The organism is Phytoactinopolyspora limicola (assembly GCF_011320225.1).
Taxonomy (GTDB): Bacteria; Actinomycetota; Actinomycetes; order Jiangellales; family Jiangellaceae; genus Phytoactinopolyspora; species Phytoactinopolyspora limicola.
The window spans coordinates 197207-219389 of the sequence record NZ_JAAOEN010000004.1 but is presented as its reverse complement, the minus strand read 5'-3'; the positions used below and the strand labels follow the sequence as shown (position 1 = coordinate 219389).

General features: G+C 69.1%; 18 protein-coding genes. All 18 read left to right on the top strand.

Annotated features, from left to right (window positions below; all coding sequences use genetic code 11):
• Positions 1-285 precede the first annotated feature (285 nt).
• On the top strand, positions 286-717 hold the full coding sequence (mraZ, locus tag G8760_RS12570) for a division/cell wall cluster transcriptional repressor MraZ (protein WP_166351491.1): 432 nt from the start codon (positions 286-288) through the stop codon (positions 715-717).
• Positions 718-926: 209 nt separating this feature from the next.
• Positions 927-1970, top strand: a complete 1044-nt coding sequence (gene rsmH, locus G8760_RS12565; protein WP_246222524.1) for a 16S rRNA (cytosine(1402)-N(4))-methyltransferase RsmH — start codon at positions 927-929, stop codon at positions 1968-1970.
• Entirely contained in the window at positions 1967-2341 is a 375-nt protein-coding gene (gene ftsL, locus G8760_RS12560) for a cell division protein FtsL (protein WP_166351486.1), read from the top strand. Before rsmH ends, ftsL begins: the two co-directional genes overlap by 4 nt.
• The gene (locus tag G8760_RS12555) at positions 2338-4575 is read left to right on the top strand and encodes a peptidoglycan D,D-transpeptidase FtsI family protein (protein WP_166351483.1); all 2238 of its coding nucleotides are present in this window, start codon (positions 2338-2340) and stop codon (positions 4573-4575) included. The genes ftsL and G8760_RS12555 overlap by 4 nt, the downstream gene beginning before the upstream one ends.
• A 142-nt stretch (positions 4576-4717) precedes the next feature.
• On the top strand, positions 4718-6361 hold the full coding sequence (locus G8760_RS12550) for a UDP-N-acetylmuramoyl-L-alanyl-D-glutamate--2,6-diaminopimelate ligase (RefSeq protein WP_207782290.1): 1644 nt from the start codon (positions 4718-4720) through the stop codon (positions 6359-6361).
• Between the two features lie 127 nt (positions 6362-6488).
• On the top strand, positions 6489-7925 hold the full coding sequence (locus G8760_RS12545) for a UDP-N-acetylmuramoyl-tripeptide--D-alanyl-D-alanine ligase (RefSeq protein ID WP_166351479.1): 1437 nt from the start codon (positions 6489-6491) through the stop codon (positions 7923-7925).
• The gene (gene mraY, locus G8760_RS12540; RefSeq protein ID WP_166351477.1) at positions 7922-8983 is read left to right on the top strand and encodes a phospho-N-acetylmuramoyl-pentapeptide-transferase; all 1062 of its coding nucleotides are present in this window, start codon (positions 7922-7924) and stop codon (positions 8981-8983) included. The genes G8760_RS12545 and mraY overlap by 4 nt, the downstream gene beginning before the upstream one ends.
• A complete protein-coding gene (gene murD, locus G8760_RS12535; protein WP_246222522.1) occupies positions 8980-10425 on the top strand; it encodes a UDP-N-acetylmuramoyl-L-alanine--D-glutamate ligase in 1446 nt (481 codons plus the stop codon). Before mraY ends, murD begins: the two co-directional genes overlap by 4 nt.
• Positions 10412-11638 carry a putative lipid II flippase FtsW gene (gene ftsW / locus G8760_RS12530; RefSeq protein ID WP_166351472.1) on the top strand — a complete coding sequence of 409 codons (1227 nt, stop codon included), beginning with the start codon at positions 10412-10414 and terminating at the stop codon, positions 11636-11638. The genes murD and ftsW overlap by 14 nt, the downstream gene beginning before the upstream one ends.
• Positions 11635-12753, top strand: coding sequence for an undecaprenyldiphospho-muramoylpentapeptide beta-N-acetylglucosaminyltransferase (gene murG / locus G8760_RS12525; RefSeq protein ID WP_166351470.1), 1119 nt, complete (start codon positions 11635-11637; stop codon positions 12751-12753). Before ftsW ends, murG begins: the two co-directional genes overlap by 4 nt.
• Positions 12754-14277 (top strand): UDP-N-acetylmuramate--L-alanine ligase, encoded by a 1524-nt coding sequence (murC, locus tag G8760_RS12520; protein ID WP_166351468.1) that lies wholly within the window; start codon positions 12754-12756, stop codon positions 14275-14277.
• A 12-nt stretch (positions 14278-14289) separates the two neighbouring features.
• On the top strand, positions 14290-15030 hold the full coding sequence (locus tag G8760_RS12515; protein WP_166351466.1) for a cell division protein FtsQ/DivIB: 741 nt from the start codon (positions 14290-14292) through the stop codon (positions 15028-15030).
• 946 nt (positions 15031-15976) lie between these two features.
• Entirely contained in the window at positions 15977-17218 is a 1242-nt protein-coding gene (ftsZ, locus tag G8760_RS12510; RefSeq protein WP_207782289.1) for a cell division protein FtsZ, read from the top strand.
• A 111-nt stretch (positions 17219-17329) separates the two neighbouring features.
• A complete protein-coding gene (locus tag G8760_RS12505; RefSeq protein WP_166351464.1) occupies positions 17330-18100 on the top strand; it encodes a purine nucleoside phosphorylase YfiH/LACC1 family protein in 771 nt (256 codons plus the stop codon).
• A 425-nt stretch (positions 18101-18525) separates the two neighbouring features.
• Entirely contained in the window at positions 18526-19059 is a 534-nt protein-coding gene (locus G8760_RS12500; protein ID WP_166351462.1) for a cell division protein SepF, read from the top strand.
• A gap of 100 nt (positions 19060-19159) precedes the next feature.
• Complete coding sequence (locus G8760_RS12495) at positions 19160-19447, top strand: YggT family protein (protein WP_166351460.1); 288 nt, start codon at positions 19160-19162, stop codon at positions 19445-19447.
• 46 nt (positions 19448-19493) lie between these two features.
• Entirely contained in the window at positions 19494-20363 is an 870-nt protein-coding gene (locus G8760_RS12490; RefSeq protein ID WP_166351458.1) for a DivIVA domain-containing protein, read from the top strand.
• A 17-nt stretch (positions 20364-20380) separates the two neighbouring features.
• Positions 20381-21625 carry a Glu/Leu/Phe/Val family dehydrogenase gene (locus tag G8760_RS12485; RefSeq protein ID WP_166351456.1) on the top strand — a complete coding sequence of 415 codons (1245 nt, stop codon included), beginning with the start codon at positions 20381-20383 and terminating at the stop codon, positions 21623-21625.
• The last annotated feature ends 558 nt before the right edge of the window (positions 21626-22183 follow it).

The following is a 22183-nucleotide window of genomic DNA, read 5'->3' as shown; positions in this document are numbered from 1 at the left end:
GGCTGAGGCACTGGGGTTCTCCTTCTGGACCGCGCTGTGTCTTCGTACTTGTGAACCCGAGTCTTGCAAATTGCGCGCTCAGAAACGAGTCCTGCCGGAACCAGAGCCCATGTGTATGGGCGGTGACGGGATGTGCGCCGTGCTCCGGGCGGACCGTGGTGGAGCGGGGGGAAGTGGAGGGCGTGGGGGAGCGGTGGGGCTAATTGTGGTTGCAAGTGGGGGAAAGTGGAGTAGAGTGGCGAGCAATGGAGCGAGAGTGGCCTGACCGACGGGGAGGTGGGGCTCATGTTTCTGGGCACCCATTCGCCTCGCCTGGACGACAAAGGGCGGCTCATCCTCCCCGCGAAGTTCCGGGAAGATCTGGCGGAGGGCGTAGTGATCACACGGGGGCAAGAGCGTTGTCTCTACGTCTGGCCGCGGGCAGAGTTCTTGCGCTTCACCGAACAACTGCGTGCGGCGCCGTTCACCCACAAAGGCACACGAGACTTCGCTCGCATGCTGGCCGCCGGGGCCAGCGACGAGATTCCCGACAAACAAGGGCGGATCACCATCCCGACGGGCTTGCGTACGTACGCCGGTCTGGAGCGGGAATGCACCGTTGTCGGCGCCATGACCCGGGTGGAGATCTGGTCGTCCGAGGCATGGGACAGCTACCAGTCCGAAAAGGAACCGATGTTCGCGGACATCTCCGAGGAGGTGCTGCCGGGCATCTTCTGACGGCCCCGTCCACCTATGGCCCCGCCCGCGTCGTGCGGCGAGGTCTCCGGCCCGCTCTACGTCCCCTGACACACCTTCCCCGGTGCCAGGCGGCAATGACGAGATCGAGCGGGCGGGGACCTGGTCGCACGAACACCAGGAGCCGGACCATCCGGCGCGGGGCGGCACACCACCGGCCCGGGCCGCACGCAGAACCCGAGGAGCCCACCGTGACACCAGGCGAGCCGACGGCCGGCCGGCACGTACCTGTGCTGCTGTCGCGGGTCGTCGAGATCCTGGCGCCGGTGGCGCGGGATCCAGGTGCGGTGATCGTCGACGCCACTCTTGGTCTCGGTGGCCACGCCGAGGCGTTGTTGCGGGCCTGTCCGCGGGCCCGGCTCGTCGGGTTGGATCGCGATCCGCAGGCGCTGCGGCTGGCCGGGGCCCGGCTGGCCGAGTACGGCGACCGGTTCGTGCCGGTGCACGCCGTGTACGACGAGATCGGAGAGGTGCTCACCGAACGCGGCATCCGCCGGATCAAGGCAGTCCTGTTCGATCTCGGTGTCTCCTCCCTCCAGCTCGACGAAGCGGACCGGGGGTTCGCCTACGCACACGACGCCCCGCTGGATATGCGGATGGACCAGCACTCCGGCGGCCCGACGGCGGCCGACGTGCTGAACACGTACAGTGCCGGGGATCTCACCCGGATCCTCCGCGACTACGGCGAGGAGCGTTACGCCTCTCGGATCGCCGCCGCCGTGGTCCGCGCCCGGCAACGTGAACCGTTCACCACCAGCGAGCGGTTGGTCCACTTGCTCCGCGATGCCATCCCGGCGCCGGCCCGACGCACCGGAGGGCACCCGGCCAAGCGCACCTTTCAGGCCTTGCGGATCGAGGTGAATGGCGAGCTCGACGCGTTGCGTCGGGCGATGCCGGCCGCGATGGACGCGCTCGACACCGGTGGCCGGGTGGCCGTGTTGACGTACCACTCGTTGGAAGACCGCATCACCAAACGGGCGTTCGCGGCCGCCACGACGAGTACGGCCCCTCCGGGACTCCCGGTTGAGCTGCCCGAACATCAGCCTCTGTTCCGGCTGGTGAGTCGGGGTGAGACGCCCACCGACGCCGAGTCCGCCGCCAACCCGCGGGCGGCATCGGCCCGGCTGCGCGTCGTCGAACGTGTCGCCGCCCGTGGCGAGGGCGGCGGCAGAGCTGGCCGACGATCGGCCGGCTCGCAGCACCACCACGGGGGACACGGGGAGGAATCGCCATGAGCGCCGACAAAGCACTAACACCGGTAGGTCGGGTCCATCGCGCGCAGCGGCGGCCGGCATTGCGAGTCCTGCCGGGTGCGGCCCGGACTCCACGGGCCCCGTTCGTGGTTTTGGTCCTTCTAGTGCTCGGGGTCGGGCTGGTGGGCCTACTCCTACTCAACACCGCGTTGCAGCAGGGATCGTTCGCGTTGTCGCGGCTCGAGGCGGAGACGACGTCCCTGCGTGACCGAGCCGCCATGTTGCAAGGTGAGGTGGCCCTGCTGGAGTCGCCGGCCGGGTTGGCCGAGCGGGCGCGGGAACTCGGCATGGTCCCGGGGGAGAATCTGGTATTCGTCGAGCTGGGAGCCCCGGTACCGGGCGGCTCGGAATGACCGGGCGAGAGCGACCCCGGCGGCCAGCGGGGGGTAAGCCGCGGCGACCGCAGCAGGCGGGCCGCGGCGGTACTCAGAGCGGTGGTACCCGCGGCGCCGGCAGTGCCCGCGGCGGTGGTACCCGTGGCGGTGGCACTGCCCGCGGCGGCGGCAGCCGTGGTGGTGGCACCCGCGGTGGAGACACCGGGCAAGGTTCGGCCCGTGCCGCGTCCGGCCGTGGCGGCGGTCCGCGTGGGTCGGCCACCCGCGGCCAGGCAGCGGCGACCCGCCGCACCCGTCCACGGCCACAGCCGGCACCGGCGCCGAAGCCACGTCGTCCGGCCCGCAAGAAGCCACCGGCCCGGCTGTTCCGGCTGGCCGATCCCCGCAAGCGGATCAAGGTGCTGATGGTCGCCGGATGTGTGCTGCTGTCGTTGTTCGCTGGCCGGCTGGTTCAGTTGCAGGGGCTCGACGCCTCCACGTACGCGGTGACGGCCAGCCAGATCGGGCGGATCACCGAGACGCTGCCCGCCGATCGGGGCGACATCCTGGACCGCAACGGCGCCCCACTCGCCCAGGCGGTGGAGGCCTACCACGTGTGGGTCGACCAAACAGAGGTAACCAATCCGGCCCGGTACGCACTCCAGTTGGAGGACATCCTCGACGACGACGCCGCCACCCTCCAGGAGAAGCTGACCGGGGACCGACGCTACGTCTACGTCGCCAAGAGTGTCTCCGGGTCGGTGTGGCGGGAGATCCAGGCGTTGAAGCTGGCCGGCATCGGCGCGGACAACGCGGAGGTGCGGGCGTACCCGGCCGGCGCTGTCGGCGGCAGCGTCATCGGATTCATCGGCTCCGACGGCACCGCACTGGCCGGGTTGGAGCTGTCGCAGGACAACCAGCTGGCCGGCGAGGACGGCCAGGTGGTGTACCGCCGTAGTCCTACCGGGCAGCGCATCCCTACCGGGCCTGTGGCGCGGCAGGACCCCGTCACTGGTTCCGGGCTCCGGCTGACCATCGATCGTGATCTTCAGTGGCACGCCGAACAGGTGCTCGCCGATGCCGTGGACAACGCGCGCGCCGACGGCGGAGTGGCGGTTGTCCTGCAGCTCGAACCGGACGCCCACGAGATCGTGGCGTTGGCGAGTGTGCCCTCCGTCGATCCGAACGATCCGAACGAGCTCGAACCGGCCGATCGGGGCAGCCGCGCGGTCGAGGAGGCCTATGAGCCTGGTTCGGTGTTCAAGCCTTTGACGATGGCGGCGTTGATCGAGGAGGGTGTGGCCGGCGCGGAGTCGGTGTATTCGGTGCCGGACCGGATCCGGCGCAGCGGGCACACCATCCGTGACTACTACAACCATCCCGAGCAGCAGATGACGCTGACCGGGATCCTCGCCAAGTCGAGCAACGTCGGCACCCTGTTGGCCACTGAGGCCATCGGCAAGGACACCTTCCACGAGTACCTGGACCGCTTCGGGATCGGCTCGGCCACGGGGATCGGGCTGCCGGCCGAGACCAGCGGCCGGCTGCCGGCCGACATGTCGGATCTGACCCGGGACAACGTGTCGTTCGGTCAGGGTGTCTCGGTCAACGCCGTGCAGATGGCTTCGGCGTACGCGGCCATCGCCAATGGCGGAGTGCGCATCGACCCGACGTTGATCTCGGCCACCATCGGAGCGGACGGCCAGGAGACACCTACCGAGGGGGCCGAGCCGGTACGGGTGGTCAGCGAGGAGACCGCGGCCGAGATCTCCGAGATGATGGAAGCCGTCATGGGTGAAGGCGGCACCGGCAGCGGTTCGACGGTGGACGGGTACCGGGTCGCGGGCAAGACCGGAACCGCCCAGCGCATCGACCCCGACTGCGGGTGCTACCGGCAGTTCAACTCGTCGTTTATGGGGTTCGCTCCGGCCGACGACCCGAAGTACGTCGTCGTGGTCTCGGTGATGAATCCGCGCAACGGAAACTCCGGCAGCGGGCTGGCCGGACCGGCGTTCGCCGACATCCTGCGGTTCGCGCTGGAGGGAACCGGCGTTCAGCCGTCGCAGGAGGATCCGCCTCGACTGCCGCTGTTCGCCGACGAGATCACCACCGACGACGACGCGAACGACGCTGACGCGAACGACGCTGACGCGAACGACGCTGACGCGACCGCCGACGACCCGGACCAGACGGATGACGACACCACCATCGACGGCGAACCACCGGACGGCGCCGCGGGGGAGAACGAACCCTCCGGCGGGCCGGCACCGTGAGCCGGTCCGCCGGCAGGCCCGGCCCCGGCCAGGCGGTGGGCCGCGCCGGGAGCAGCCACGGAGCAGTGTGTCGGGGAGCCGGTGCCGCCCAACCCGGAGCCGTCGCAGCGGCCGCCCGGCCCGCCGAGTAGATTTTGCTGCCGTGTCGCACAGCGTAAGTGGGGAGTCCGGCGGAGAGCGGGAGCAGCCGCCCCCGGCCGGGGCGGGGCTGCGCCCAGCCGGCGTCGCACCGTACCCCTTGGGCCGGCTGCGTGAGCTACTGCCGCTCGGAGCGGTCCCGGATGACGCCGACCTCGAGGTCACGGGGATCACCCACAACTCCCGGCAGGTGGTTGCGGGGGACCTGTTCGCGGCCCTGCCCGGTGCCGCGACCCACGGAGCGCGCTTCGTCGAGGCCGCCCTGGACGCCGGCGCCGCGGCGATCTTCACCGACGAGGACGGGGCGTCGGTCGCGGGCGAGGCAGCGTCGCGGGCCGGTGTGCCGGTGGTCGTCGTGGATCATCCCCGGGCATGGCTCGGCGAGATCGCCGCGGCCGTCTACGGACACCCGGCGAAAGACCTGATGATGCTGGGCGTGACGGGCACCAACGGCAAAACCACCACCAGTTACCTGATCGAAGCCGGGCTCCGGCAGGCGGGGCTGGTCGTGGGGCTGATGGGGACGGTCCAGACCCGGATCGGTGCCACCGTCATGCCGAGTGTGCGGACCACCCCCGAGGCCACCGACGTGCATGCCACTCTGGCCGTCATGCGGGAACACGGCGCGTCGGCGTGTGTCATGGAGGTGTCCAGCCACGCGTTGGCGTTTGGCCGGGTGGACGGGATCCGGTTCGACGTCGCCGGTTTCACCAATCTGTCCCAAGACCACCTCGACTTCCATGCCGGCATGGAGGATTACTTCGCCGTCAAAACCCGCCTGTTCACCAGCCGCCGCAGCGCGCGGGCGGTGGTCTGCGTCGACGACGAGTACGGACGGCGGCTGGCAGCCCAGATCGACCTGCCCGGAGCGACCGTCGCGGCCGCCGGGTGGCAGCGGGGAGCCACGACGACGGCACCGGCTCACGACGAACCGGCCCGTGACCCGCGGGTACGGTGGCGGGTGGAGCCCGGCGAGCCGGTGCGGCTGGCTGGCACCGATGGGCGCGTCGTCGACCTCCAGGTCCCCCTTCCCGGTGATTTCAACGTCGCGAACACGGCCCTGGCCGTGGCCATGCTCGTCGAAGCCGGCATCGACGCCGAGGTCGCCGCGGCAGGTGTGGGCGGCTGCCCCGGGGTCCCGGGCCGGATGGAACGGGTGCACGTGGACGATCCCGAGGCGCCGATGATGGTCGTCGACTACGCACACACCCCGGACGCCATCGAGAACGTCCTGCTGGCGTTGCGGACGCCGCGGCCCGGCCACCAGCCGGGGATGCTGGTCGCCGTCACGGGAGCGGGCGGCGATCGGGACCGCGACAAACGCCCGTTGATGGGTGCCGCTGCCGCTCGGCATGCCGACGTGCTCGTCATCACCGACGACAACCCGCGGCAGGAGTCTCCGGAGGCGATCCGGGCCGCGGTCCGCGCCGGCGCCGGGCGGCTGGACACCGGGGGCGACGTCGTCGAGGTAGCCGACCGGCGGGGCGCCATCCGGGCCGCCCTGGACCGGGTCCGAGGCCCCGACGACATCGTCGTCGTCCTCGGCAAAGGGCACGAGCCGGGACAGGAGATCGCGGGGACCGTGTATCCGTTCGACGATCGTGTGGTGCTCCGCGAAGAGTACCTAGGCAAGATGGGCAAGAGATGATGAGCAGAGCTGAGAGCCGTGGCGCTGATGCTGCCGCCGGGTGTACACACCCGGCCGGCGGAGGAGTCGGCCGCCACCCGGGGTTCTCGCGTGAGCTGCCGGGCGGTCCCGGCATGGAGGCGACACCGTGATTCCGATGACGTTGGCCGAAATCGCCGACGCTGTTGGCGGCAACGTCGACAAAACGACGCTCGGCGCCGGAGCCGACCCTGACCGGCTGTCAGTCAGCGGGCCGGTCGTCGTCGATTCCCGTGCCGCCGCGCCCGGCGGGCTGTTCGTCGCGCGGGTCGGCGAGGTGCGCGACGGCCACGAGTACGTCGCGTCGGCCGCCACCGCCGGGGCGGTCGCCGCCATCGTCGAACGACCCGTGCCGGCGGCGATCCCGCAGGTTGTCGTCGGCGACTCGGAGGCGGCCCTCGGGAGGCTGGCTCGCCGGCTCGTCAGCCGGCTGCCGGAGTTGACCATCGTCGGTGTTACCGGCTCGTCCGGCAAAACCACCACCAAAGACCTCCTGTCGCAGGTGTTGACCCCGCTCGGGCCGGTCGTCGCGCCGCCCGGCTCCTACAACACCGAGGTCGGTGTTCCGCTGACGGTGCTCACGGCCGACGACACCACCCGCACGCTCGTCGTGGAGATGGGCGCCCGAGGCGTCGGGCATATCCGCTACCTCTGTGGCATCTCGCCGCCGAGGGTAGGCATCGTGCTCAACGTCGGCTCCGCCCACCTCGGCGAGTTCGGCGACCGCGACACCATCGCCCGGGCCAAAGGTGAACTCGTCGAGGCCCTGCCGCTGGGTGGTATCGCCGTGCTGAACGCCGACGACCCCATGGTGCGTCGGATGGCCGAGCGCACCGCGGCCACCGTCGTGATGGTCGGGGAGTCCGTACACGCTGAGTTGCGTGCGGAGAACGTCCAGCTCGACGACCACGGCCGGGCATCGTTCACCCTCGTCGCCGCGGACGGCACCGCTCCTGTCACGCTTCAGCTGGTCGGCGAGCATCAGGTAGCCAACGCGTTGGCCGTCGCCGGTGCGGCACTCGCGCTGGGTATGGATCTCGCGGCGGTGGGTGCGCAGCTCAGTGCCGCCCGCCCGGTGTCGCGATGGCGGATGGAGGTCACCGAACGGCCCGACGGCGTGACCGTCGTCAACGACGCTTACAACGCCAACCCGGAATCGACCCGGGCCGCCCTGAAGTCGCTGGCCACCATCGCCTCGGGCCGCCGGAGCTGGGCGGTTCTCGGTGAGATGCTCGAACTCGGTGATTCGTCGACCGCCGAACACGACGCCATCGGCCGGCTGGCCGTCCGGCTCAACGTCTCCCACCTCGTCGTCGTCGGCGATGGCGCCCGCGCCATGCACCAAGGCGCCACGTTGGAGGGCTCCTGGGCGGGTGAATCCACCTGGGTGCCCGACCGCGACGCCGCCGAGGCGCTGCTCAACGACGAGCTGCGATCCGGGGACGTCGTCCTCGTCAAGTCGTCCCGCGATGCCGGACTGCGTTTCCTCGGCGACCGGCTCGCCGCACCCGCCGCGGCCGAAGGCACCCGGGAGGCGTCCGCGTGATCTCCATCCTCACCGCCGGCCTCGTCGCCGTCGTCGTCTCCATTCTCGGCACGCCGGTCGCGATCCGGGTGCTGGTGCGTCGTGGTTACGGGCAGCTGATCCGCGACGACGGCCCCACCAGCCACCACACCAAACGGGGCACACCCACCATGGGTGGCGCGGTGATCATCATCGCGGCGGTGGTCGGCTACGTGGTGGCGCACATCGTCCGGCCGTCCGCCCCCAGCGCGTCCGGCCTTCTCGTCCTGTTCCTGCTGGTCGGACTCGGACTGGTCGGTTTCCTCGACGACTACATCAAGATCGCCAAGCAGCGCAGCCTCGGCCTGCGCAGCCGGGCGAAGATGGCCGGGCAGATCGCGGTTGCCGTGGCGTTCGGGGTCATGGCGCTGAACTTCCCGAACGAGCAGGGCTCCACCCCCGGCTACGAAGCGATCTCGTTCCTGCGCGACACCCCGGTGGTGTTACCCGCCGCGGCGTTCGTGGTGTGGGCGCTGCTGATGGTGTCCGGCACGTCCAACGCGGTGAACCTCACCGACGGGCTCGACGGGCTGGCGACGGGTGCATCGGTCATGGTGTTCGGCGCCTACACGCTCATCAGCATCTGGCAGTTCAACCAGAGCTGCGCCGTGTCACCCGGCCCCGGCTGCTACGAGGTCCGAGACCCACACGACCTCGCCGTGGTGGCCGCCGCACTGATGGGCGCCTGCTTCGGCTTCCTATGGTGGAACGCGGCCCCGGCGAAGATCTTCATGGGCGACACCGGCTCGCTCGCGCTCGGCGGTGCCCTCGCCGGTCTGGCCATCATGAGCCGCACCGAACTGCTGCTCGTCGTCCTGGGCGGACTGTTCGCCATCATCACCCTGTCGGTCATCCTGCAGGTCGGCTGGTTCAAACTCACCGGGGGTAAACGGCTGTTCCGGATGGCGCCACTCCAACATCATTTCGAGCTCAAAGGATGGGCCGAGGTCACCATCGTGATCCGGTTCTGGATCATCGCCGGGCTGTTCGTCATGGCCGGCGTGGGCCTGTTCTACGCGGAGTGGGTGACGGCGCTGTGAGCAGGCCGCCGTGGCTGGCCGACGCGGCGCGCGAGAGCCCATGGTCGGAGTTGTCCGTCGTGGTGGCCGGCATCGGCGTGTCGGGATTCGCCGCCGCCGACGCGCTGGTCCAGCTCGGTGCCCGGGTCACCGTCGTCGATGAAGGAGACGGCGACGACCAACGCGAACGGGCGAACATCCTGGAGATCCTCGACGCCACCGTGCGATTGGGGGGCGGCGCCACCGCGGAGTTGCCGGCTGGCACCCAGCTCGTCGTCACCTCACCCGGATGGCGACCAACCGCACCGCTGCTGGTCGCGGCCGCCGACGCCGGGATACCGGTGTGGGGTGAGGTCGAGCTGGCCTGGCGGCTGCGCGACCCCGCGACCCCATGGCTGGCGCTGACCGGCACCAACGGCAAGACCACCACCCTGCGTATGCTCACCGAGATGCTCCGCGCCTCGGGGTTGCGGGTCGGAGCCGCCGGCAACGTCGGCGAGCCGGTGGTGTCGGCGGTGATGGACCCCGTCGGACACGACGTTCTGGCGGTCGAACTGTCGAGCTTTCAGCTGCACTGGACCCACTCGTTGGCGGTGCGCTCGGCCGCGGTGCTGAATATCGCTCCGGACCACCTCGACTGGCATGGGTCGGCCGGGGAGTACGCCGCCGCCAAGGGCCGCATCTACCAGGGTGTCGAGACAGCGTGTGTCTACAACGTCGCCGACCCGGCCACCGAGCAGCTGGTGCGCGACGCCGACGTCGTCGAAGGTGCTCGGGCCATCGGGTTCACCCTGGGGATTCCGGCGGTCGGGATGGTGGGTGTCGTCGACGACGTCCTCGTCGACCGGGCGTTCATCGCCGAACGGCAGACGTCGGCCGCCGAACTCGGCACCGTCGACGACGTCCAGCCGGCGGCCCCCCACAACGTCGCGAACGCGCTGGCCGCGGCCGCCCTAGCCCGATCGGTGGGGGTACCGCCGGTGGCCGTGCGGGACGGGCTGCATACCTTCACCCCCGACCCGCACCGGGTGGCCACCGTCGCCACCATCGACGGCGTGCGCTACGTCGACGACTCCAAAGCCACCAACCCACACGCCGCGGCGGCCTCGTTGCAGGCCTACGAATCCGTGGTATGGATCGCCGGGGGATTGGCCAAAGGAGCCGTCTTCGACGAGTTGGTGATCGGCGCCCGCGAGCGGCTGCGCGGCGTGGTGCTGATCGGCGCCGACCGGCACATCATCAAAGAGGCACTTGGGCGACACGCCCCGGATGTCCCGGTGATCGAGCTCTCCGGCACCGACAATATGGCCATGGACCGTGCAGTGCAGGCGGCGGCGGAAGCCGCCCACGCAGGAGACACCGTACTCCTGGCACCGGCGTGTGCGTCCATGGACATGTTCGCCAACTATGCCCGCCGCGGAGACGCGTTCGCGGCGGCGGTGCACCGCCATGACGGCCACTAACCCGGGTCCTGCGCGTACTCGAGGCGCCGGGCGCGCGGCGCTGACCAACTTCCTACGCCGCCCGCTGGCCTCGTACTACCTCGTGCTCGGTTCGGGCGGGCTGCTATTGCTGCTCGGGCTGATCATGGTGTTCTCCTCCACCACCTACGTCTCCACTCAGCAGTTCGGGCACCCGGCCTACTACTTCACCCGGCAGCTCATCTGGGTCCTGGTGGCGCTGCCGATCGCGTGGCTGATCACCCGCATGCCGATCCGGCTGCTGCGGGCGGTGTCCCTGCTGCTGGTGATCGGCGCCGTCGGCCTCCTCGCCCTGACCTACGTGCCCGGCCTGGGAGTGGTGCGCGGCGGCAGCCGGAACTGGCTGGACTTCGGCGGTCCCTTCCTCCTGCAGCCGTCCGAGGCGGCCAAACTGGCGCTGATCGTCTGGGTGGCCCACGTGTTCGCCAACAAGGGTGCACTCGTGCGCCAGTGGCGGCAGCTCCTGATTCCCGTCGCGCCAGTGGCGGTGATCATCGTCGGGCTGACCCTCGGCCAGGGCGACATGGGCACCTCCGTGGTCATGATGTTCATCCTGCTCACCATGGTGTGGGTCCTGGGTGTGCCGACCTGGCTGTTCGGCCTGGCCGTGGGATCGGTCAGCGTCGTCGGCGTCTATCTGATCTTCTCCACCGGCTACCGGACCCAGCGGGTGCTGGGTTTCCTCGATCCGTTCGCCGACTACGCCAACACCGGTTACCAAGCGGCCAACTCGATCTTCGCCTTCGCCAACGGCGGCTGGTGGGGCACCGGACTCGGCGCCAGCACCCAGAAATGGGGCACCCTCCCCGAACAGCACACCGACTTCATCTTCGCCATCCTCGGTGAAGAGCTTGGGCTGCCCGGCTCGCTGATGGTCATCGTGCTGTTCCTAGCTTTCGGCTATGCTGGCCTGCGCATCGCGATGCGGACGAAAGACACGTTCGTCCGGTTGGCAGCGGCCGGGATCACCGGCTGGTTCATGGTGCAGACCGTGATCAATCTCGGCATGGTGTTGGCGGTGTTTCCGGTGGTTGGTGTTCCGCTCCCGCTCGTCTCGTACGGCGGAGCGTCGATGGTGGTGACGGTTTCGGCCGTTGGCCTCCTTCTGGCTTTGGCCAAACAGGAGCCCGGTGCCAAAGAGGCGTTGGCCGCACAACGCGAACGACGCCTGCGCCGGCGGGAGGCAACCAGGTGAAAGCGGTACTGGCCGGCGGTGGCACCGCCGGGCACGTGGAACCGGCCCTGGCTACCGCGGATGCCCTGCGGCGGGCCGAACCCGATGCTCAGATCACCTTGCTCGGCACCGAACGTGGCCTCGAGACCCGTCTGGTCCCCGAACGCGGCTATGAGCTGGCGCTGATCCCGCCCGTACCGTTGCCGCGCCGGCTCACGGTGGAGCTGATCCGGGTGCCGGCGCGGGTCCGCGGCGCGGTCCGAGAGACCGCCAACGTGTTACGCGAGCGCCAGGCCGAGGTGGTGGTCGGGTTCGGTGGCTACGTCGCGTTGCCCGCCTACCTCGCGGCACGCCGGCTCGGTATCCCCATCGTCGTCCACGAGGCCAACGCGCGGCCCGGGCTCGCCAACCGCATCGGCGCCCGGTTCACGTCGCATGTAGCCGTGGCCACCCCCGGGGTGCAGCTCGGCAGTGCTGAACACGTCGGTATCCCGCTGCGCCGGTCCATCGCTCAACTCGATCGCAGCGCCCGGCGGGCCGAAGGGCAGGAACTGTTCGGACTGTCCCCGCAGCTACCGACGTTGCTCGTCGTCGGTGGTAGCCAAGGCGCCCGCCGGCTCAACACCGCGGTTGACGGCGCACTCGACACACTGCTGGCGGCCGGCGCACAAGTGCTGCATGCCGTCGGGGCCGCCAACATCGACACCGTCGAGGCCCGCCCCGGATACGTGCCGGTGGCCTACATCGACCAGATGGATCTCGCCTACGCCGCGGCCGACCTGGTTCTCTGCCGCGCCGGCGCGATCACCTGCGCCGAACTGGCCGCCGTCGGGCTGCCCGCGGTCTACGTCCCGTTGCCGCATGGCAACGGCGAGCAACGGCTCAACGCCGAACCCACGGTGGCCGCCGGGGGCGGGATGTTGGTCCCGGACGCCGAACTCACCCCCGACCATCTGGTCGCCACCGTCGTGCCGCTGCTGGAGTCCACGGACCGGCTCACCACGATGGGGGCGGCCGCCGCCGGCTTCGGCCGCCGCGACGCCGACGACCACCTCGTGCGGATGATGCGGCAAGCCGTGGCGGCCGACACGCCGGGTACCCCGTCCGCGAACGGCGCCGACACCGGAGGTCGATAGGTGATCGTCCCACCGCCGGACGGGATCATTCCCGCCGAGAAGCTCGGTGCCGTCCATTTCGTCGGCATCGGTGGTGCCGGCATGAGTGGCATCGCGCGGATCCTGCTGGCCCGCGGCATCGACGTATCCGGCAGCGACGCGAAAGACTCCGGGGTGCTCACCGGGCTGCGCGCCCTAGGCGCCAGCACCCACGTCGGACACGCCGCCGAAAACCTGGGGGAGGCGGATACCGTCGTGGTCTCCACGGCGATCCGCGAGACCAATCCCGAGGTCGTCGAGGCGCGCCGCCGCGGGCTGCGGATCCTGCCCCGCGCGTCCGCGCTGGCGTCGGTGATGGCCGGGCGCCGCGCCATCGCGGTGGCCGGAACCCATGGCAAAACCACCACCACATCGATGATGACGGTCGCCCTACAACACTGTGGGGCCGATCCGTCGTTCGCCATCGGCGGTCACTTGAACGAATCCGGCGCCAACGCTCACAACGGCAGCGGCGACATCTTCGTGGCGGAGGCCGACGAGAGCGACGCGTCGTTCCTGGCCTACCACCCCGAGGTGTCGATCGTCACCAACGTCGAGGCCGACCACCTCGACCACTACGGCAGCGACGACGCCTACATCGCCGCCTTCGACGCCTTCGCCGACCGCGTCCGCGGATTCCTCGTGGTGTGTGCCGACGACCCCGGTGCCCGGGCCCTCGGGGAGCGGGCGGCCGCACGCGGGGTGCAGGTACACACCTACGGAGAGTCGTCCGAAGCCACGGTGCGGATCGCCGACCTCGAGCTCTCGGAGGCCGGAGTGTCGTTCGAGCTGGTCGCCCGCGGCCGCCGGCAAGGACGGGTTCAGCTACGGGTTCCCGGCCGGCACAACGCGCTCAACGCCACCGGCGCCTTCACCGCGGGGCTCGGACTCGGCTTCTCCAGCGCCGACCTCCGCGACGGCTTGGCGGGTTTCACCGGGACCCGCCGGCGGTTCGAGCTGAAGGGTGTCGCCAACGGGGTGCGGGTCTTCGACGACTACGCACACCACCCCACCGAGGTCTCCGCCGTGCTCGCCGCCGCCCGATCGGTGGCCGGCTCCGGGCGACTCATCGCCGTCTTCCAGCCGCACCTGTTCAGCCGGACCCGGATCTTCGCCCAAGAGTTCGGCACCGCACTCGGCGCCGCCGACGAGGTCATCGTCATGGACGTCTACGCCGCGCGCGAAGACCCCGAACCCGGCGTCACCGGTGAACTCGTGGCGGCAGCGGTGGCGTTGCCGCCCACCCAGGTCGCCTTCGAGCGGTCGTGGTCGGCGGTGCCGGCGCTGGCGGCGTCGTGGGTGCGTCCCGGCGACGTCCTGCTCACGCTTGGCGCCGGCGACGTCACCCTCGTCGGGCCCGAGATCCTGGAACGGCTCGAATCGACCGTCGCCAGTAGGCGAGCGACCTCGGTCCCGGCCGCCCCGACCAGGCCGTTGGCGCCCAGTGGGGTAGAGCTGCGCGGAGAGGTCACCGTCGGCGGCGAGCGGCGCACGGGCGGCGAGTAGGGGAGGAGCGGGGTGAGCGGCGGGACACAATCAGCCGGGGCGCAACGCTTCACGGCACGTGTCCGGCGTCGGCGAACCCGCAAAGTGCTGCACATCGCCGTCGCGGCGGTAGCCGTGGCTGGGCTGGGCGTCGCGGCGTGGCTGGTTGGCTGGTCATCCGCGCTGGCCGTCCAGGACGTCCGGGTCGTCGGTGTCGACAACGACCTCGCCGCCGACGTCGCGGACATCGCCGAAGTCCCGATCGGGGTGCCGCTAGCCCGGGTCGACGCTGGTGAGATCGCATCTAGAGTGCGTGAACTCCCGGAGGTCGGCGACGTAAAGATCCGCCGTTCATGGCCCCGGACACTCACCATCGACGTAGCGCCTCGGGTGCCGCTGGCGGCCGTTCCCGACGGCAGCCGATGGTGGAGCGTGGACGAGACAGGTGTGCTGTTCGCTCGCTCGTCCGACCCGCCCGACGGCGTGCCGGTGATGAGCGCCCCCACCGGTGAGTCGGCGACCCTGGCCCGGGTTATGGGCGTGGAGGTCCTGACCGGCCTGCCGGCCAACGTCGACGAACTCGTCGATCGGATCGAGGTCGAATCGGCGGCGGACGTCCGCCTGATCCTGGACGACGGCATCGTGGTGCGGTGGGGTACGTCGGAACGTGGAGACGACAAAGCGGCGGCGTTGCTGGCGTTGATGGACACGGTGGAGGAGCCGCCGTCGGCGTATGACGTCTCCGCACCGGACAAACCCGCCATCGTCCCGTAACCCCCGCGCGCACCTGATCTCCGTTTTGTCACCTGATCGTTCTTGTGGCGACGATCAGGTGCACGGCGGATGGCGTTTACCCTGCTCAACGGCCCGTTGGCGCATGCGACCTCGTCTCAGGATATGGGCGAGCCGGCGGGTTATGCATCTGATCGTCAGAGCGGCTGCCGCCTTCGCCAACTCGGGCGTCGGGCTGGACGCCCAGTCCGGCGGCACCCGTCCTCAGCTGACCGCCACAAGCTTCCTTGCGGCACGCTGCCGTGTGCAGTAAGCCTCCTTGTTGTTGCCCTGGTGACAGTAAGCCTCCTTGTGCCCGGGGCGGGGGCCGCAGTAAACCTCCTTGTTGTGGCCTGGACGGCGACACGTTTCCCTTGCGGTGCGGGCCGCGCCGGCGTGCCCCGGCACTTCGCTACCGCCAGATGGGGTTGAGGGCGGGAATCGGGTGTTAACGCCATCTGGCGGTAGCGAAGTGCGCTATGCCGTACCGGGATCTGGCGATCATCCGGCTCATACACCGCCACAGCGCCGCGTTCGCCGTCGTCGCACACCCCTGAACGGGTGGTGAGGCAGCTCGCCCACCGCAGAAGAATGGCAACGGGCCGACCGCTGTGCACGTCGCGGCGTTGTGCCTGGCACGCTGAGGTGAGGTAATCGTGGGAGGTTCGTCCGATTTATGGAGCTCGTCAGCGGGGGCCGGGGCTGCCAGTCCACATGGCATCGCCGCGTGCGGGCGCCGTCTGGCCGGGGTGGGCTACGGCTGGATTCGCCTCTCGAGCCCGCGTCGTGGGCTGTTGCGAAAAATGTCGATCAGGAGATCTATCGGCGTGTCTGCGCCGTACGGGTGTCTGCCCCGCTTAGCGTCTAATCATCGCTCAGGTTGACATAACTATGAACCTCAACTTGAGGGTGAGGGTTTGAACGGGACTCGATTGAGAGGCGACTGGACGTGACTGCTCCGCAGAACTACCTAGCGGTGATCAAGGTCGTCGGCATCGGTGGCGGCGGCGTCAACGCGGTCAACCGCATGATCGAGGTCGGCCTCAAGGGCGTCGAGTTCATCGCGGTCAACACCGACGCGCAGGCGTTGCTGATGAGCGATGCCGACGTCAAGCTCGATGTCGGCCGTGAGCTGACCCGGGGCCTCGGCGCGGGAGCCAACCCCGACGTCGGACGCAAGGCGGCTGAAGACCACTCCGAAGAGATCGAAGAGGTCCTCAAGGGCGCCGACATGGTGTTCGTCACCGCCGGCGAGGGTGGCGGTACCGGCACCGGCGGGGCGCCGGTCGTCGCCCGTATCGCACGTTCGCTTGGTGCGCTGACCATCGGTGTGGTGACCAGGCCTTTCATGTTTGAGGGCCGCCGCCGCGCGATGCAGGCGGAGGCCGGCATCGAGGCCTTGCGTGAAGAGGTCGACACCCTCATCGTCATCCCCAACGACCGCCTGCTGTCCATCAGCGACCGCCAGGTCAGTGTGCTTGATGCGTTCAAGAGCGCGGACCAAGTGCTGCTCTCCGGTGTGCAGGGAATCACCGACCTCATCACCACGCCAGGCTTGATCAACCTTGACTTCGCGGATGTGAAGTCGGTCATGAGCAACGCCGGATCCGCGCTGATGGGCATCGGATCCGCCCGCGGCGAGGACCGCGCGGTCGCCGCCGCCGAGATGGCTATCTCGTCGCCGCTGCTCGAGGCGTCGATCGACGGCGCCCACGGGGTCTTGCTCTCCGTCTCCGGCGGTTCCGATCTGGGTCTGTTCGAGATCAACGAGTCGGCCAACCTCGTCGCACAGGCAGCACACGACGAAGCCAACATCATCTTCGGTGCGGTGATCGACGACGCCCTGGGTGACGAAGTTCGAGTCACCGTCATCGCCGCGGGGTTCGACGGTGGTCAACCACCACGACGTGAGCTCGGCACGGTACGCCGCAGCGACGCTCAATCTGGTGGTCAGGGTGGTGGTAGCGGGGCGTCAGGTGATGGTTCCGAAGCCGCGTCGGGCGACTCCGACACCACCGGCTCGGGATCCGATGCCAGCACCAACGGCGCGGCGCCGGCTGCCGGGTCTGAAGGGGGCCGCGAGCGTCCCGATCGAACCGATCCGGTGCCGGCCCCTCCCCGCCCTCGCGAACAGCGCCGCGTCGTACCTCCCGCTGACGACGATCTCGACGTACCAGACTTCCTCAAATAGGCGTACCAGACTTCCTCAAGTAGTCGACGGAACCCCAGGCCGATCGATCTCCCGCGGGGTCGTGTCGGGGTACGTCGCAGCGTGTCACTACGCACACGGCAGGATGGTCGGGTGATCGCTTACCGCAGCACCCACGGCCCCGTCACCTTCGCGTTCACGGACCGCTTCGGCGGAGCCAGCGACGTCCCTTTCGACGATTTCAACCTCGCTCGGCACGTCGGCGACGAACCGGCCGTAGTGGAGCGCAACCGAGCCACGCTGGCCCGTCGTCTCGGTCTGCCTGAACGGTCCGTCGTTTACATGAACCAGGTGCACGGCGCCGACGTCGCGGTGGTGGACGGGCCGTGGCCGGCCGATGAGGATCCGCCGGCGGTCGATGCGATGGTGACGACCCGGCCCGGCCTAGCGCTTGCTGTGCTGGTGGCCGATTGTGTCCCGGTGGTGCTGGCCGACCCGGGTGCGGGGGTGGCTGCCGTCGCCCACGCTGGCCGCCCCGGCCTGGCGGCCGGGGTGGTCCCCGCGGTGTTGGAGGTCATGCGGCAAGCCGGAGCCCACGACGTCATCGCGCAGCTGGGGCCGGCGGTTTGTGGGCGGTGTTACGAGGTGCCGGATGCGCTGCGCGCGGAGGTGGCGTCCGTGGTGCCAGCGGCGTGGGCGACCACCCGGCAACGCACGCCCGCGCTGGACGTCCCGGCTGGGGTGCGGGCTCAGCTGGAGGCGGGTGGTGCAGTGGTGGTGCCGGGCGGCTGGGGGCCTGAGGGCTGTCCGTGCACGCTCGAGGATGTGGCGTACTTCTCGTATCGGCGTGAGCGGGTGACTGGTCGGTTCGCGGGCATCGCGTGGATCGATGGCTCAGGCATCGGGCCTGCCGTCCAGGGTTGAGCCGTCGCTGGCGATGTGAGCCGTCGCTGATGGATAGGCGTGCCGGGCCGGGCGCCGTCGGGGGTGCGGCGGGTCGCTGTCGATCGGCCCTAGAGGCGCCGCGGGTGCCCAGTGGCGGCCCTCAGGGGCGTAGGAGGCGGCGCGCTGGTGGGTGGAGGCGAGTCCGGGCCAATCGTCGCAATACGGGCGATTCTGGCCCGTTCTGGGTTGGTGGTGACGTGTGTGTCGATGACGCTGGACGTCGCGGGCGGGGCTGTGGGGTAACGAACGTCACGTGAGTCACAGGGGTTTGGGTGGATCCCATGTGCCTCGCGCGACACACCAGGCGTGTCGCGTTGCGCAATCCTCGTGCTCAGCCGTGGGGGAGGCTAGTGTCGGTACAGAAGGTAGCAACCGTCCACCACCAGTGCGGAGGACTTGAGAGAATGGCCAGCGCAATGCGCAAGGTTGCGGTCTACCTCGGCCTCGTGGAGGACCGGGACCGCTACGAAGACGAGTACGACGAGTACACCGAAGACTACGAGCAGGAGTTCGATGACGCCCCCGAGGCGCACGAGCCACCTGAGGAACACCCACCACCGGCCCGCCGTGAACGCCCCCGAGAGCGCGAGCACTCGGCTACGGTGTCCTCGCTGGCCGATCGGCGTCCGGTCAGCCATCGGCCGGCACCGGCCGCGCGGGAGGCCCGAATCACCACCCTGCACCCGCGCACCTACAACGAGGCACGAACGCTCGGTGAGCACTTTCGTGACGGTGTCCCCGTCATCATGAATCTCTCCGAGATGGACGACGTCGACGCCAAGCGGCTCGTCGACTTCGCGGCCGGTCTGATCTTTGGCTTGCGGGGCAGCATCGACCGCATCACCGCGAAGGTTTTCCTGCTCACACCGGCCGACGTGTCGGTGACGGCGGAGGACAAAGCCAGGATCGCCGACGGTGCGTTCTTCAACCAGAGCTGATCAACAAGTACGTGAAATTCTGCTGATATGACACTCGCACGACCCCTAGACCGGTGCCGGTGGCGGCACGCTGAGCCAATGTCAGGTAGGTTCGGATCCCGTGTCGGTCATTACCCAGCCTTTGTCGTTAGCACTGTGGCTGTACTTCATTGTCCTGCTGGTCCGCTTAGTGGTCGACTGGATCCAGGTCTTCGCTCGCGAGTGGCAGCCCTCTGGGCCGCTACTCATCGTGCTGGAGGCCGTGTACACGGTGACCGATCCGCCACTCCGCCTGCTCAGGCGGGTGATCCCGCCACTGCGGATTGGATCGGTTGCCATTGACCTGGCGTTCATTGTGCTGATCATCTTGGTGCGAATCGCACAGTCGGTTGTGGCATCACTGGGATGACGCGGTACGGTGACTCTCGACGCTTGCTCACATTCGAGGTGACGTTATGCCATTGACGCCCGAGGCCGTCCAGAACAAGGAGTTCACAACCGTCCGCCTGCGTGAGGGTTACGACATGCAGGAGGTCGACGAGTTCCTGGACGAGGTCGAGGCTGAGATCTCGCGGTTGCAGCGCGAGAACGACGAGCTTCGTGACAAGCTCGCTGCGGTGACGCGTGGAGCCGGCGCTGTCGGCTCGGCCGAGCCGATTCAGCCGCAACGCCAGCCAGAAGCTCCGAAGGCCCCGCCCACTGCCGCTCCGGTGGTCCAGCAGGCGGCGGCCGTAGGACCCGCTACCCAACCCAGCGACGCCGCTGCCAAGGTGCTCGCCCTGGCCCAGAAGACGGCCGACGAACTCGTCGCGGACGCGAAGTCCGAGGCTGATCGCCTGATGGGTGACGCCCGAGGCCGCTCGGAGAAGCTCGACGCCGAGACGAAAGCCAAGGCGGCCAAGCTGGAGCAAGACGCCCGGCAGCGGGCCGAATCGATCGACCAAGAGGTCCAGAAACGGCGGGCCCAAGTATTCGGCAAGCTCGAGACCGAGCGCGCCGACCTTGAGCGCCGCCTCGAAGGGCTGCGTGCCTTCGAGCGGGAGTACCGCAGCAGGCTCAAGTCGTACCTGGAGAACGAGCTGCGCAAGCTTGAAGTCGGAGGCGCCAACGAAGTCGAACGCGCGGAGGCGGAGATCGCTGGGGTGGCTCAGGCACAGCAGCCTCAGCAACCACAGCAGGGTCCGCCCCAACGGCCCGGGCCCAACAGCACGGCTCAGCCTCAGCAGCCGCCCCAGCGTCCGACGGGCAGCGATAGCGTTTCCGCTACCCAGACGGGTGGCTCGTTGCGGTCGGTCGCCAGCCTGCTCGATGACGACCAACCCTGAGCGGCCGCCACGGATCGATGTCCAAGGCTTCGGCGTTTCAGGCTGTCACGGACTGTTTTCAGCACGCTGCTGACCAACTAGGGCTTGGTGACGCAACCCGCGAGCTGCTGGCGGGTACCTATCGCGAGATACGGGTCCAGGTGCCGCTGCGATTGGCCAACGGCACCGTCCGCACTGTGTATGGATACCGTGTCCAGCACAACGGCGCCCGCGGCCCGTACAAAGGCGGCGTCCGGTTCCACCAGGACGCGGACCTCGATGAGGTCCGCGCACTGGCGGCGCTGATGACGTGGAAGACGGCATTGATCGATGTCCCGTTCGGTGGGGCCAAAGGCGGGGTGCAGGTCGACCCGTCCGAGCTCTCCGAAACCGAAGTGGAGAGGATGACCCGCCGCTACCTCTCTCAGGTCAGCTACGTCATCGGCGAGCGCCGCGACATCATGGCGCCGGACATGAACACCAGTGCCCAGACCATGGCATGGATGATGGACGAGTACGGCCGCAAGAGCGGCCACACTCCGGCCATCGTTACCGGTAAGCCGGTCGAACTAGGCGGTTCCTACGGCCGAGAGGCAGCTACTGGCCGCGGGACGGTCATCGTGCTGGGCAAGGCCGCCGCTGACCACGGCTGGGACGCCGCCGACACCACGATCGCGATCCAAGGATACGGAAACGTCGGTTCATGGGCAGCCCGGCTGGCCGCCGCCGAAGGTTTCCGCGTGGTTGCCGTCAGCGACGTACGGGGCGGCATCTACGCACCGGACGGTCTCGACCTCGACGCCGTCGACCAGCACCTGCGACAGAGCGGCAGCGTCGTCGGCACACCCGGCACCGATACCATCGGCAACGACGAACTATTGACGCTCGATGTCACCGTGCTCGTCCCGGCCGCGCTCGGCGGGGTGATCAACTCGGACAACGCCGACCAGATCCGTGCCAGTTTGATCCTCGAGGCCGCCAACCACCCCGTCACTCCGGAAGCGGACAGCATCCTGGCCGACCGCGGCGTCGAGGTCTTACCGGACATCCTGGTGAACGCCGGCGGCGTCACGGTCTCGTACTTCGAGTGGACGCAGAACCTTCAAGAGTTCAAGTGGACCGAAGATCAAGTCAACGAGCAGCTGCGTCGGCAGATGGTCGCCGCCTATCGGTCGGTGAAGGACCGAGCCGAGCAGAACGGCAAGATCACGCCTCGGCAGGCGGCGTTCCAGATCAGCGTCGAACGGGTGGCCAGCGCGGCCAAGCTCCGCGGCTACCTCTAGTTGTCACGGAGTAGGCGGCCGTCGGCTCTTCCGCGGGTCGCCGCCTCGGTGGGTTTCTGGGCTTTCGGGTCGCCCCAGGTGTGGGTGCTGGCGGTGATTTTGCTGTTCGGCGACGTAGATGTCGGGCTGCGCGACAGGTAACTCGTCGCCCCGTTCAGGATCGCGCACTCCGCTACCGCCAGATGGTGTTAAGCGCCGGATTCGGGCTTTAACGCCATCTGGCGGTAGCGGAGTCCGGGACGCCCGGCACGGTTCTTCACCGGAGCGAAGCGTGTCGCAGTCCGGGCGACAGCAAGGAGGCTTACTGCGGTATCCGCCCCGGGCACAAGGACGCTTACGGTCGCCAGGGCAGCAACAAGGAGGTTTACTGCACACGGCAGCGTGCCGTGAGGAAGCTTGTTGCGGTCGGCGCCGAGGGTGGGCATCGCCGGAACGTACGTCGAGACCGACGGGCGCGACGAACGCGGTCGAACCGGGTCCGGGAACAGACGCCGGGCCGCAGACGGTCGGCTGGTCAACACCGTGATGACCGGCCGTCCCGGGCTGCTGGCGCTGCGC